Annotated in this window: 15 protein-coding genes and 1 tRNA gene; 4 read left to right on the top strand and 12 right to left on the bottom strand. The window is 53.9% G+C overall.

Annotation, left to right across the window (positions count from 1 at the left end; all coding sequences use genetic code 11):
* Positions 1-59: 59 nt before the first annotated feature.
* Positions 60-608, top strand: a complete 549-nt coding sequence (locus tag PLIM_RS01820; protein WP_052301463.1) for an REP-associated tyrosine transposase — start codon at positions 60-62, stop codon at positions 606-608.
* A gap of 201 nt (positions 609-809) precedes the next feature.
* Positions 810-1205: a hypothetical protein gene (locus tag PLIM_RS01815; RefSeq protein ID WP_013108633.1), complete on the top strand. Its 396-nt coding sequence runs from the start codon at positions 810-812 to the stop codon at positions 1203-1205.
* A gap of 460 nt (positions 1206-1665) precedes the next feature.
* Here PLIM_RS01815 and PLIM_RS01810 read toward each other — a convergent pair whose 3' ends face one another.
* The 12 genes from PLIM_RS01810 to PLIM_RS01750 all read right to left on the bottom strand — a co-directional run bounded on the left by PLIM_RS01810 (position 1666) and on the right by PLIM_RS01750 (position 10438).
* Positions 1666-2130 carry a hypothetical protein gene (locus PLIM_RS01810; RefSeq protein WP_148226937.1) on the bottom strand — a complete coding sequence of 155 codons (465 nt, stop codon included), beginning with the start codon at positions 2128-2130 and terminating at the stop codon, positions 1666-1668.
* 267 nt (positions 2131-2397) lie between these two features.
* Positions 2398-2949, bottom strand: coding sequence for a YrhB domain-containing protein (locus tag PLIM_RS24935; RefSeq protein ID WP_013108631.1), 552 nt, complete (start codon positions 2947-2949; stop codon positions 2398-2400).
* A 162-nt stretch (positions 2950-3111) separates the two neighbouring features.
* Positions 3112-3441, bottom strand: coding sequence for a VOC family protein (locus tag PLIM_RS01800; protein WP_013108630.1), 330 nt, complete (start codon positions 3439-3441; stop codon positions 3112-3114).
* A gap of 738 nt (positions 3442-4179) precedes the next feature.
* Positions 4180-4947 (bottom strand): hypothetical protein, encoded by a 768-nt coding sequence (locus PLIM_RS01790; RefSeq protein WP_148226936.1) that lies wholly within the window; start codon positions 4945-4947, stop codon positions 4180-4182.
* A 20-nt stretch (positions 4948-4967) separates the two neighbouring features.
* Complete coding sequence (locus tag PLIM_RS01785; RefSeq protein WP_013108627.1) at positions 4968-5636, bottom strand: hypothetical protein; 669 nt, start codon at positions 5634-5636, stop codon at positions 4968-4970.
* A gap of 133 nt (positions 5637-5769) precedes the next feature.
* Positions 5770-6369, bottom strand: coding sequence for an AlbA family DNA-binding domain-containing protein (locus PLIM_RS01780; protein WP_013108626.1), 600 nt, complete (start codon positions 6367-6369; stop codon positions 5770-5772).
* 141 nt (positions 6370-6510) lie between these two features.
* Positions 6511-6936, bottom strand: coding sequence for a hypothetical protein (locus tag PLIM_RS01775; protein WP_148226935.1), 426 nt, complete (start codon positions 6934-6936; stop codon positions 6511-6513).
* A 513-nt stretch (positions 6937-7449) separates the two neighbouring features.
* Positions 7450-8538 carry a M14 family metallopeptidase gene (locus PLIM_RS01770; protein WP_013108624.1) on the bottom strand — a complete coding sequence of 363 codons (1089 nt, stop codon included), beginning with the start codon at positions 8536-8538 and terminating at the stop codon, positions 7450-7452.
* Between the two features lie 269 nt (positions 8539-8807).
* Positions 8808-8880, bottom strand: a tRNA-Glu gene (locus PLIM_RS01765).
* 199 nt (positions 8881-9079) lie between these two features.
* Positions 9080-9298, bottom strand: coding sequence for a carbon storage regulator (locus tag PLIM_RS01760; protein ID WP_013108623.1), 219 nt, complete (start codon positions 9296-9298; stop codon positions 9080-9082).
* A gap of 253 nt (positions 9299-9551) precedes the next feature.
* A complete protein-coding gene (locus tag PLIM_RS01755) occupies positions 9552-9974 on the bottom strand; it encodes a hypothetical protein (protein ID WP_013108622.1) in 423 nt (140 codons plus the stop codon).
* A 137-nt stretch (positions 9975-10111) separates the two neighbouring features.
* Positions 10112-10438 (bottom strand): hypothetical protein, encoded by a 327-nt coding sequence (locus PLIM_RS01750; protein WP_041400909.1) that lies wholly within the window; start codon positions 10436-10438, stop codon positions 10112-10114.
* A 72-nt stretch (positions 10439-10510) separates the two neighbouring features.
* On the opposite strand from PLIM_RS01750, the gene PLIM_RS01745 reads away from it, so the two are divergent.
* Positions 10511-11353: a transketolase gene (locus PLIM_RS01745; protein ID WP_013108621.1), complete on the top strand. Its 843-nt coding sequence runs from the start codon at positions 10511-10513 to the stop codon at positions 11351-11353.
* 73 nt (positions 11354-11426) lie between these two features.
* Complete coding sequence (locus PLIM_RS01740) at positions 11427-12386, top strand: transketolase family protein (protein WP_013108620.1); 960 nt, start codon at positions 11427-11429, stop codon at positions 12384-12386.
* The last annotated feature ends 84 nt before the right edge of the window (positions 12387-12470 follow it).

Below are 12470 nucleotides of genomic sequence, written 5' to 3'. Positions count from 1 at the left end.
TAGTCGTAGGGTGGGTTAAGGCTCTGCGCAACCCGCCAACCCTAATGATCAGAATTACCATGAGCGATTATCGCCGGAACTACAACGGCCGAACGTTCTTCTTCACGGTCGTAACAGAACGCCGCCGTCCGATTTTGACGACCGATACCGCCCGTCACCATTTGCGTCAGGCGATACGCACTGTTCACAGAAAGCATCCCTTTGAGATTGTTGCGATCGTGCTGCTTCCCGATCACCTGCACACTGTCTGGACATTGCCCCGCAACGATGTTGACTATTCCCGCCGCTGGAGGTTGATCAAAATGTATTTCACCAAGGCATGGCTTCAAGAAGGGAATGCCGATGTCACGCCCAGCACCAGCCGCCAGTCGAGAGGTGAGCAGGCGATCTGGCAACGACGCTTTTACGAACACACTTGTCGCGACGAAGAGGATTTGAAACGCTGCATCGATTACATCCACGCCAATCCGCTGAAGCACGGCTTGGTGAACCGCGTTGCCGATTGGCCTTGGAGCTCATTTCATCGGTTCGTGCAAGCTGGTGAATATACCCTGGAGTGGGGCCGCACGATTTCATGGGACAACGACGAATTCAGTGATTTTGAGTGATGCCGGGGATGTGTTCATCACAATTGCGGGATGTGTGAGATGATGGTGGGTTGCGCAAAGCCTTAACCCACCCTACCGCGCTACCGGGCTACCGGGCTGCAAAGGTATGATTGCCTGCCTTGATGATCGCATGATACGCGGCCCATGGAAGCGGCAAGTGAGCCCACGATTGCTGGTCATCAGCGAAGGAGAGGTGCTGGGGTGAGTTGGAAACAGATCATTGCCTGGGACGGGATCTTGCCGGGAATTATGGCAACTCTCCCTTTGTTCGTTCAAATGTTGGCTCGGGGCAATGATCTGGCAGTGATCAGTGTCGTCGTCCTGGTGCCGATCATCGCGGCATTGGTTCGATCTTCGATCGGCTACAGACAGTTTCGCCGGCTGGGAATATCCACACCTCCCCTCTGGCGACAGTTTTTCCTCGGCTGTGCCATTGCCCTGCTGATGCTCTGTGAAGGGACAGTCGCGATCTTCAATTTTGCCAATGATGAACCTGCTGAAGCCTGGGTGTTTCCCGCCGTCGTCTATGGCACCTACCTCATCTGCATCTTCTTCGCCTTCCTGAAACCCCCCGAAGGGCCTCAACTTAGTGATTGATCCAAGGGTCGTTTATCGCGAAGATCAGTGGGAATGCTCTGAGAACACGGTTGTAGATCGAAGGTGAGCCATGTCGGTTGAACAACAAATGCAAAGGGCCTGCCTGCGATGGACGACATCCTTGAAAAGCAAGGGGCTCAGTAATCGGTCTACGGCTCGCGAACCCTCTAAAATCCATCCACGAGCCGGAAGCGTCAGCGACGGGGACTCTCAGTTTCGGCAGGGTGGCCCGGTTGAAATTCCGGTTTCTACAGGGGCGGCCAAGCCACCAGAGGGCACTGGCAGAGTCGCTTTCTTGCAGAGTCCCATCTGTGATCCTCAGGGACTCACATTGCAGTGCTTGCGGCAGCCAAACCTCTTTTGCCTCCGGCACACAGGTAGCTCGCGGACGAGCAACCTGTGCCACCCAGCGCTGCCGGCGTACCTGCCAATTGCCATCTTTCAATTGACTCAAGCGAAATCATTCGACCAATTTGACCTCGACCATAGACATCGGGTCCAGGGCCGTACCGCGTACGTCGCAAACCACCATAACGTGCCAAGAGCGTCGGGCGTTAACGACCAGGGCACCTGCCTTGCCAAGGGCCCCAAGCACGCCGCCGGTTTCATAAAATTCCGGGGGAATCACATAGGGAATCGCGAACCGCAGCGTCTTGATTTCGCCTGCAGTCATCTGGAACGGAACCTCTTCGACAGTCTCGGCGATAATCTTATCGACGACAGAGCGGGCCTGGCCGGTGCCGGTGATATGTCGAGTCAAAAACCGATACGTGAGCCTCAGAATTTCTTTCTCACCCTTGGAAGAAAGCTCGACCGAACCAGCGATCTCGTTGCCCGAACAGGCAATCTGTTTGTTATCAAGCTGCAGGGCGACTTTCACTCCCCCGATGTTCAACCAGCCTTTAATCGTATCGAAGATACTCATGGGGATCGGATGACCTTGTGAAGGGATTCGGCGAACTGTTTCCAGTGAGCATAACCAAAGCGTTGCCATCCAGATATAGACTAACGCAAATCAAACAGAACTCATGGGTTCTGACGACGATCTGCAGAACTCAGGCGGGCGGGGGTTTTGTTGATCTGACGTTCCGAATCCCCCCGCTGTCCCATTTGATCTTGTCACATTCTGCCGAAGACGAACGCTTTTGCTCACCTGCCGGGCGGCGAGTGAGACGCTGATCTCTGAATCATATTACCCGCCGCCGCGGTCAGGTGCAGCGTCTTGTTCGGCCTCGTTCACCTTAGCTTTCCGGATTTCCGCCCGTATGCCAGCGTCCACCAGACGCCCATACAAGGGTTCGAGGTCTGCGTATGCCCCGGCCGAAACGAGACCCGGCAGGCGATGGCGAATAGCACCTACTTCAGCAATCGATAGACCGAGCGCCGCGCGGATGCTTTTTGCAGCCGTTGTTGAGCATGGTGACGGCTCACTGATGACCAACTCCCATGCACCTGACTGCCGTTCCAATTCAGACTCGTACTCTCGAATGTAATCCTCTATCGGACGACCTGTCCCAGCAAGACGTATGCTGCCATCTCGGTTGACCATGTAGGGGGCGTTTCCGCCAACGGCGTATGTGAGATCACCATCACGGCAGCCACGAGTGGTGAAAAAGAACACCCAACCCCACGGCCGCTCAATTGTATGCTCGTCAAGGATGACAAGTTCCTCGGGCCCCCGCCGCGGCCCATGCCGTTGGAGGTCAAGGAATACTTGCAGCCGGGCACCGTCTCTCGACAACATCCGCCGAAGCCTCCATTGTGGCCTAAAGACATCCGTATCACCCGCGAAAGCCCTTCGCCGCCGAACGCCCCGGATCAGGCGACGGCGAGCGGGAGGCGTCGATCACACGACAGACGCCATTCGAGCCGTTGCCTGCATCCGTTTTGTTATGGCCGTGATGGGTTACGTATTGAAATAGATCAGATTCCCGTCTGGATCGACTGCTTTCGCTCCAATGCTACCATCTTCTTCAGTTTCGGGACCCTGTTTGAGTTCGAAACCTGCTTCATGAAGCTTTACCGAGATCGCTTCTATATCGCCTCCGAAAAAGGTCAATGAATTCGCATCAACGTGACCTTCATATAATCCAATTCGGAGGTCTGGTTGTGCTACAACAACCCACTTTTCCTCTTCGGCTCCTTCGACACGCTTGAATCCGAGTGCCTCGTAAAACACTAAAGACGCTTTGATGTCAGAGACGGCCAAACTGATTTCCGGTTTTCCTAGTTTCATGATTTTCTGGCCATAACGACCCGGTTCACCGGGCCGCGGCTAACCAACATTGATTTCAGAAACCGCGCGGCCCGCGGCTCCGTGTGCAACGGCTTGTTATGCCATTTAGGATTTTAGTTCCGACGGTAGCAATAGCTTGCCATCTTGTCTATCTGGCCGGTCATCATTAAATCGCCCCCGTTCGCGAGACCAAAACTCAATTGGAAGCGACGATTCAAATATAATAGCACCCCATGTTCCGCCACACTCGGCAAGAAGCTTCGTAATTTGGGTTCGGAATGTCATTGAAGCGAAGAAGATGTATTGCAGCCGCCGAGTTCGTGGCCAGAATTCGAGACTAAAGCTTCCGTTGATCTGGCTGTACTGGCTCGTTGGTGAGTATTCAAGATCGACAATCCCGCAGGATGAGACACCGTTCTGAACGGAGAACCCGTCAAGCATCTCGTGCGGGGCATTAGGTGGTGCGAGTAAACAAATTTCGACAGCCACTTTCGCATCGTCGAAAGGAAGCTCTCGGACAATGTCTGCAGACTCGTCGTCACAAAGGTCTGCTACACGCGATCGGACGAGAGCCTTGCCAGACTCGGAAAAGCACAATTCCATCGAGTAGTCAGGGATCATAACGACCGAGTTGTTGTTGGGGCGTAACGCCACCGATGACCGAGCGGTGGCAAATAAATTTTCCATCAGGAAGCGGCCGATCCACCGCTTCGGTCCATCGGATTGTTACGCGATTCCCTATGTCTTCGTATTGGCATAGATTCGTTGCCGGATTATTGGGCTGGGGTCGATCTTCCAAGATCCGTCGAGCATTTCCAACTCGATCTCGCCAAAATCCGGTGTCATCACACGTGATAGCATTCCATCGTCGGAGACAAACAGCACTGGAATCGAATAGGATTCCGCGATTTCATCCATCTTTGGAATCAAGTCAGCAGGATAACTACTCGACCATAGAATTTGAATGTCGTCACGTTGCAATGCATGTTTCTCGATCTCTATTTGATCACCGCGATGAAGCGCCCTCGAAAATAGTCGCCAGCAAATGACCTGAGGTTCAGCATCTCGCACCGAACCATTCATTCGTTCGGTTGAAAGCAGTTGTGCGACACGGTTTCCGTCAACTGCTTCGATGTAAGCGGTCAACAATGTGTGCAATTTGGCAATCGCATCTTCGTCAGTTTGTGTTGCCTTCTTCAGTACAAACGGCCAGGCCAGTTTTGCCGGGAATCCACAGGCTAGAGTGACGTACTCGTTGAACGCAAATCTATTTTCACCTCCGAATGGTGATTCCGTCATCGCGGCTGCAAACCCTTGGATGTATGCGGCAACTTCGTAGAACGTCCCGTCGCAAACGTACATTCGGTGACGCTTGCAAATGTGGTCGACCAATTCTTTGAAGTCAGCAAGGGAGGACATCTTTTTTCGCATAACGGTGGCGTTGACCGGGCCGCCGCCAATCAACATTGACTTCAGGAACGACGCGATCGGCGGCTCCGCGTCCAACGCTTTGTTCTGCCTTTACTTCAGTCATAATCATCCATGTAGTAATTGCCCCGTGTCATCGGCTTCTTCGATTCAACGAGCTTTTCTCGAATTTCCCGCATGACTGCGCGTTCTTCGTCAGTAAAGTCTTTCGGGCTCTCGGATTCCCGTGCGATGACCCAATCGATGACCATCAATTGAATCTCAAAAAGTGATTTGTCTTTGTGCTCTTCCAGCCATCTTGTCGCAGCTTTTTGATCATTCAGGAACACGCCGGGATAAGACGGCCGCTTTGGCTTGCCGCGCGGGTCGCCTTCTGTGCGAGGCCATATTCCGTAAGGTTGAATCTGGTCGTACACAATAACTCGGCACATTTTTCCGACGGTCGCATTTTTCATGTATCCGTTGATTCCAACGGAATACGTTAAGCAGTACCGCTGGTCGCCCCAATTTTCAATAAGTGACTTGAACGCAGCAGGCCCCAAAGCCTTGAGCTGGCTCTTCGCGCTTCGAACTGGGGCTTGTTTCTTGCGATCATAGCCGGAAGGAAATTTGAGATCCGGTCCGCTACGTTCCGTTGGTGCTGGATTTTCCGACGCAAGTGCGTTGATCAATTTGGGGACGTCCACCTGACGCTCATCTTTGTCTTGGGCTTTGCCAGATGCCGCGACCAAGACGCAGGCTATCAGAACAGGAAGGCTAGTTCGCATGAAGCTTCTCCAGTCTTGGCAGAACGTCACGGTTAACCGGGCCGCGGCCAACCAACCTTGAATTCAGAAACCGCGCGGCCCGCGGCTCCGGTTGAACCGATTGTTCGGCATTATTGTCCGGCATTGTTGGCCGTTAGGACGGCGTAGATGAAGCTTGCAATGACAGAAGCAAGATACCCAACACAAACCCGATTGCGTAACCAAGCCACTGCCCATGAAGGCTTTGGGCGCGAGAAATCGCTGCGGTGAGCCGTTCAATTGTTGCAGTATTGTCCGCCAACGCTTTTGAAATCGCCGATGTATCAATTGCACCGGGCGTGGCCAAGCGCTGCTCGATCTCTGGTGCGGTAATCGGACGAGTGCGATCTCCCTCGCGAACAAACGCTCCACCTGATGACACCACTGGCTTCGACGATTTCGCGATATTCAGGACACCGACAATCTTGCCTGAAATCGTCGCCTGATGAAGGTAGCAATCCGGTACTGGGTTTAGTTGTTGCTGCGCTCTTTCAAATGCCCGAGAAACGGTCTGCCAGTCGCATCCGACAACGGTATCTGGCTCTTGCACGCCAATGATGATTGTGCCGCCTGATGCGTTTGCAAATCCAGAGATGAGTTGTGCGAGCGCGGTCGGACTCGGAACGGTCGTTTTCAGTTCAAGCTCGACGCTCTCACCTTTGCGAATCAACGCAAGCAGAGATTGTTCGTATGGCAGCGTCGAAATAGGAGTCAAGGTAGGCGCTCTAATTTTTCAGTATGTATGCCGAACTACGAAGCTAACCGGCGACGGGCCGGCATGATTTGGTTGACGCTGCAGTGCCTCCCCGGCGTCCGGTTGGGCGCCTAGTTCGGCGTCTGGGAGCGGTAGGGACGATCACCCCACCCGCCAATCGAACTGCGTCGCGTCGGGGAACCCGGCCTCCACGAACCTGACCATCACCGCCTCGAACTCGACGCGGGTTACAAACGGGGCATCGAACACCGCGACCAAGTACACCCACCGCTCGTCTGCGTGAGGCATTGGCTTGGCAAACAGCCGAGCCGGGCCCGGCAGCGTGCCCACGACCCCCGACTCCAGCAGCGTAGCGTCGCCGTCGATGCCCCACCAGGCATCGGCCGTTCGGCAGTCTTCCGGGCGCAGCCCGAGTCGCGCTAAAACCTCCGGTTCATCACCAAACGGATGGACCGGGATGTACTCCCATCCGTGGGTGCGATGGCGGTAGACGTTCTGCGGGGCGTAATCGGCACGTCGGCGGAAGTTGCGCCATCGTTTGTCTCGGAATCTGTCAGCCACCTTCAAGACCTCGCCCGCCGAACAGGTATTCGACCGCCGAAGTGCGGTAGAAGATTACCGCAGTTTTGCGGTGCGGCATGGACTTGTCAATCTTGATGCGTCAGACGGGCAAATGAGTTGCGACGAACCGCTGATTACGATTCCATGCTACACCGCACTTCGTCGCCATACGATGCCGCAACCTTCACAATCACGACCCGACGTGTGTCCATCACCTCCAGCCTGACAGCCATCGCAGCGGGAAGCAGAAACGAGTCCCGACCCGAATGGCACTGTTATCGGTCTACGGTTCGCGAACCCCCCAATAACCATCCACGAGCCGGAAGCGTGAGCGACGGGGACTCTCAATTTCCGCTAGTACCACGGCAAGTCGATTTGATGGCGAAATTTAATAGTCGAAAAAGAAATTGGGAAATGCCCGTCGCTGACGCTTCCGGCTCGTAAAGTAAAGATCGTGAAGCCGCACTGCAGTGTTCCACTGTGAACTGGCTCAGTTTTGGATGAACGACTGCCGGCAATTCATGATTGCAATAATCCTTGCAGGGCCTGCTCAATCAATCTTTGCCCAGACGTGACACATTGGGATCGCCATGTTGGTGATGCCGGGCAAAACAGCTCCATCAAGCGTCGTTTCGCCCGGATCGTCGATGGATCTTGCGGGCTGCCCCAATGATGGGCCTGATTTTCAGCCCTTAAGCCTGCTAAAACTTGAATCCCACCGTAAGTACCGAACTCAGCGCAGGCAAACAGGTAGTTGGCAGCTAACCGTTGCGAGACACACCAGCGGCCAAATCCACCGCGGGCCTCGTAAGCCATCTCAGCCGAATCGATGGCTTCAAAGGAATCGGCACCAAACCAGTGGGAGAACCAGTTTCGCTGCGCTTCACTCAAGGGGTAATCGATTAACAGCTTGTGAGTAGTAAAGCGGCCTAATCCCGTATGAAAGTCGAGATGAGCGACCTGCCGGCATCCATTGAGCCAGAGCGGCATGTGTTCACGTAGAATTTGCTGTGAGCGTGATGGCCCCTTTCCACCGAAGAAAAGACCTTGAGGGAACGTGTATTGTCCGCCGGCAATCGACTGCCTCAGTGCCGGCATGCCGTAGCGAGCAATCAGCCACAAAGCCTTTAAGGTGAATGGTTCCCATGGTGATGGGGAATGTCGCGGGTTCAGAAATCGATCCAGCTGCTGATAACCATCCGGAGCACCTTCGAAGTGTTCGCCGGGAAGCAGAAAGTTGCGATTAGGGTCTACATTGCTTTCATCGAAGCGACGAAGCCAGGCAAATCCATAGGCGTTGAGCCCATGGAGAAAGAGACATTTCACCGAGGGAGCTTCGGTACTGAGCCAATGCTCCATACAGGCCACCTGGACTGCTGAGCCAAAAAATCCTTCGACGCCATGCAGACCCGATGAAACGACCAGAACCTTGTCGGTCACTTCGCCATGCGATAGGGCGACATCGAACTCTAACTCTTCGCCAGTCGGGCCATGAAGACCGATCGAATAGGACTCCAACCTCCAGCCGAGCCGAGACGCTGATTGCTGAAATCGCTGCCGGGCAGTGGCGTAATCTGGAGAAAACGTCGTTGGAGGAAGCGTGGTCACTGTAACGCTCTATTGAGAGGACACTCGATGGAAGGGAAGCTTCGTTGCCGGGAGACCCTTTTGAAGAGACGCTCTGTTGCAGGAAACTGTCATTCCCCGGGAGTCAATTCACACTCCCCGCAAGCACAAAGTTCTACCGTGAGAACACGAAGCAGTCTTCAAAAATCAACTCATGCCTGAAGGTCTCGATAAAAACGAAAAAAGCCCCTGACGCATCAGGAGCTTTATTCGTTGAACATTTGCCGAGGACAACAGCAAAGTCGATGTACTGACCCCATGGGGATTCGAACCCCAGTTCTTGGACTGAAAATCCAATGTCCTAGGCCTCTAGACGATGGGGCCCAGTGCTTAGAAATGTAGCTGCTCTGTCGGAGGCAGGCAAGTGTTCCGACAAGAATCCTGGTCTGGATTTTTGAATCGCGAGAATTCTGCCGTTCGGACCGAAGACTGTTTGCCAGCTGGGGAATCGTTTGCTTCGAAAATCCGAGTGAACAAACAACGCGGCTCAGGCGGCTGGTGAATTCTGAGCTTTTTCCAGTGGCTAATGATCGGGCACTGGCTGGCCGCCATTGACGGCAGCCTCACCCGCGACGGGAGGCTCAGACTGATGGCGATCTTCGAGTTCGCAGCGCTTGATGGAAATGTCCCGGGGGGCCTCGATCCCCAGCCGGACTTTGTCTCCCCGAATCTCGACCACAGTAATGATGATCTGCTCATCAATTACAATGCTTTCAAGCTTTTTTCGTGAGAGAACCAACATAACCATGCTCCGTGGCAATCGCAGTTCCGCGATGCTGCGTCAACTTCACCGACAACTTTCGCCTCAGCCTTGACAAAACCGTAAGAAACGTTCAATACGTCAATTGTTAAGAGAAAAAATTCGCTCGTCAAGATGCGAAATTCCTTGAAATCCTTCAAGTTTGGCAATTTTTCACTGAAAACTTGCATCCACGACCTCCACATCGGATTTTTCCGACCTGTGAGGAACTGGTTTTGCACTCTAGGCCAGAATTTCAGTGAGTTCCGTCCTGATGGTTCCATTGGCCGGCTGAAGTCTGGAAAACGCGGTCAGTTCGTGAAAGATCGTCTTCCGAGAGTGATTCCCAGACCGCCTGACACCAGACGCATTCCACCGTTTCGAGATGAAAACGGATCTGTTCAGAGAGGCCGGCCCCGCCTTCATTTCTCGCGTAACGAGCCAGAATTTCCCGGGAAAAACACCCCACGCGATGACTTCGCCAGATTTCGCCCAGCGTTAAAGCACCGCTCTGGCGCGTTTGCCGCAGTCCGTTCAGTCGGCTCTGAAGTTCAGTCGACTGCCTGACGAGATGCTCAATTTGAGCACTGCGTGGCAAGGAAACGGTCTCATCCAGCCAGGCCAGAAGCTCTTCGTCTGTTGGTTCAGGATTGGTGACGGTGGGGTGGCGAAGTGTCATCGCTCGAAGAGATCCAATCCGTCAGTAAGAATATGAAGACAGTCAAAATCGCTGATGACAGTCAGGATTAGAAAAATCCTGCAGCAAATTCGTTCGTCACAATGCCACATCGATATCGTTCATTCAATCATTGATTGTCAGGAACTGGGAATTCCATCGCGCAGCAGCCCGAAGGAGTGGAATTCGCGCCAACGAACCCGTCTGCTGAGTTTCCACGAGCGATTTTTGCATCCCTCTTGAATTTCTGACGTCACAGATTTTTGGAATGTAAGGCTGAATTTTAACGTGAATTCATTTTTGGAAGCAGAAACCTGCCAAGTTTGCATGGGTTCAGCCGTGCAGGCTTGCTGCTGGTTTTCTTCAGCGTTAGGATTCGGCGGGCAAGGAATCAAGCGGAATTGGCAGTATGTCAACCATTTCGCCCGGAAGCGCTGACAGGCGGTTGGGTGAATTTCTGGAGACATGGTGTCCACTGGCTGCCTGAAGACCTGCTATTGAACAAGTTTTCCCGTCGCCTCCCATCGAAGGAATATCGAGTGGCCATTTTCAAGCCGCTGTCGCTGGACGAGATGAAAGCCAAAACCAAGGTGCTGCGTCGACACATTGTCCGCATGACCACCGAAGCTGGCAGTGGCCATCCCAGCAGTAGTATGTCTGCCGTGGAGATGGTGACCGCGCTGTTTTTTGGCGGGTTTATGCAGCACGACCCTGCACAGCCTCGCTGGAATAACCGTGACCGCTTCATTCTCAGCAAGGGACATGCAGTTCCCGTGCTCTATGCCGCCTTGGCAGAATGTGGTTACTTCCCTGTCGAAGAACTGATGACACTCCGCAAGCTGGGCAGCCGGCTCGAAGGTCATCCCAATATGAAGCGACTCGATTGCATCGAAGCTTCGACGGGCTCGCTCGGGCAGGGGCTTTCCGTAGGCATTGGTCATGCACTGGCCTGCCACATGGATGGTCTTTCAGCTCATACCTACGTCATGCTGGGTGACGGAGAAATGGGCGAAGGCCAGGTTTGGGAAGCTCTCGCTTCTGCCGAGAAGTACAAGCTGGCGAACCTGACCGCGATCGTCGATCAGAACGGATATCAGCAGACGGGAGCCACCAAGGACGTTCTCAAGCTCACCGAGTTCCAGCCCAAAATCGAAGCTTTCGGCTGGCACGTTCAGACCATTAATGGCAACGATATCGAGCAGGTGATCGCCGCTCTGAAGATCGCCCGTTCCGTCAAAGATCGTCCGACGGCGATTGTCTCGCAGACACAGAAGGGCTTTGGCATTCTGCCGATCCTGGCCCCAACCGGCGATCTGAACTATCACGGCAAGCCGCTTTCCAAAGAGCTGGCCGAGAAGGCATTGGCCTTGCTGGCCGATTAGTTCGCACAATTTCTTGTTGCTGCTGTTATTTTCCCGTACTTCAAGTTCATGCCTGTAGAACAGGATTTTTCAAATGACAATCGGACAAGCAGCCGGTCTGAAGCTGGGCAAGGCCGTACGTGATGCGTTCGGAACCGCGCTGAAAGAACTGGGCAATGAATTTCCCACTGTCGTGACTGTCGATGGCGACGTGGGTAACTCCACACGCACGGAAGTCTTTGCCAAAGCCTTCCCTGAGCGTGGATTTAACGTGGGTATTGCCGAGAGCAATATGGTGGGCGTGGCGGCTGGTCTGGCTGCTGCGGGTAAGATTCCTGTGGTTTCCAGCTTTGCTGCCTTCCTGACTTGCAATGCCTACGACCAGATTCGCATGTGCGTGGCTTACCCGCATCTGAATGTCAAGATGGTGGGTTCTCACGCCGGGATTTCAATTGGTGAAGACGGTGCCTCGCAAATGGCCATTGAAGACATTGCTTTGATGTCGGCATTGCCAGGCGTGGCGGTTGTCGTCCCTGCCGATGCACCCAGTACGAAACACCTTGTGAAAGGAATGCTGGAGCATCATGGGCCGGTCTATTTGCGTTGTGGCCGAATTGATGTGCCTGAAATTTATGGCCCGGATTCAGTGCTGACAATTGGCAAAGCCAATCAGCTGCGCGATGGGAAGAACCTCACCATTATTGCCAATGGCCTGATGGTAGGTATTGCTCTCGATGCGGCTGTCGCCCTCGAAGCCAAGGGAATCACGGCTCGAGTGCTCGATCTCCACACTGTTTCACCAATCGACCAGGAAGCGATCGTGAAGGCAGTCAAAGAAACAGGTCGCCTCGTGGTGGCTGAAGAACATCTGCCGCACGGTGGTGTGGGTTCGGCTGTGGCTTCAGTCACTGCCCAGTTGGCACCTTGCCCGATTGAGTTCGTCAACATCGGCAACACATATGCCGAGAGTGGCGATCCGGAAGGCCTGCTCAAGAAGTACGGTCTGACTGCCGAAGCGATTGTGGCAGCTGCTGAGAAGGTTTGCAGCCGCTAAACGAGAAATCGGTGAAAACTTGTCGATCACAACAAGGTCGCGTGGACATTCCATGCGACCTTGTTGCATGATTAAACTGTGATT

This window comes from Planctopirus limnophila DSM 3776 (assembly GCF_000092105.1).
GTDB lineage: Bacteria > Planctomycetota > Planctomycetia > Planctomycetales > Planctomycetaceae > Planctopirus > Planctopirus limnophila.
This window is presented reverse-complemented; position numbering and strand designations above follow the sequence as displayed.

Excerpts from the sequence above, each read along its gene's own strand:
- PLIM_RS01785 (WP_013108627.1), bottom strand. The coding sequence starts at position 5,636 with ATGCGAACTAGCCTTCCTGTTCTGATAGCCTGCGTCTTGGTCGCGGCA.
- PLIM_RS01800 (WP_013108630.1), bottom strand. The coding sequence starts at position 3,441 with ATGAAACTAGGAAAACCGGAAATCAGTTTGGCCGTCTCTGACATCAAA.
- PLIM_RS01750 (WP_041400909.1), bottom strand. The coding sequence starts at position 10,438 with ATGTCTCCAGAAATTCACCCAACCGCCTGTCAGCGCTTCCGGGCGAAA.
- PLIM_RS01760 (WP_013108623.1), bottom strand. The coding sequence starts at position 9,298 with ATGTTGGTTCTCTCACGAAAAAAGCTTGAAAGCATTGTAATTGATGAG.
- PLIM_RS01740 (WP_013108620.1), top strand. The coding sequence starts at position 11,427 with ATGACAATCGGACAAGCAGCCGGTCTGAAGCTGGGCAAGGCCGTACGT.
- PLIM_RS24935 (WP_013108631.1), bottom strand. The coding sequence starts at position 2,949 with ATGTTGTCGAGAGACGGTGCCCGGCTGCAAGTATTCCTTGACCTCCAA.
- PLIM_RS01820 (WP_052301463.1), top strand. The coding sequence starts at position 60 with ATGAGCGATTATCGCCGGAACTACAACGGCCGAACGTTCTTCTTCACG.
- PLIM_RS01755 (WP_013108622.1), bottom strand. The coding sequence starts at position 9,974 with ATGACACTTCGCCACCCCACCGTCACCAATCCTGAACCAACAGACGAA.
- PLIM_RS01810 (WP_148226937.1), bottom strand. The coding sequence starts at position 2,130 with ATGAGTATCTTCGATACGATTAAAGGCTGGTTGAACATCGGGGGAGTG.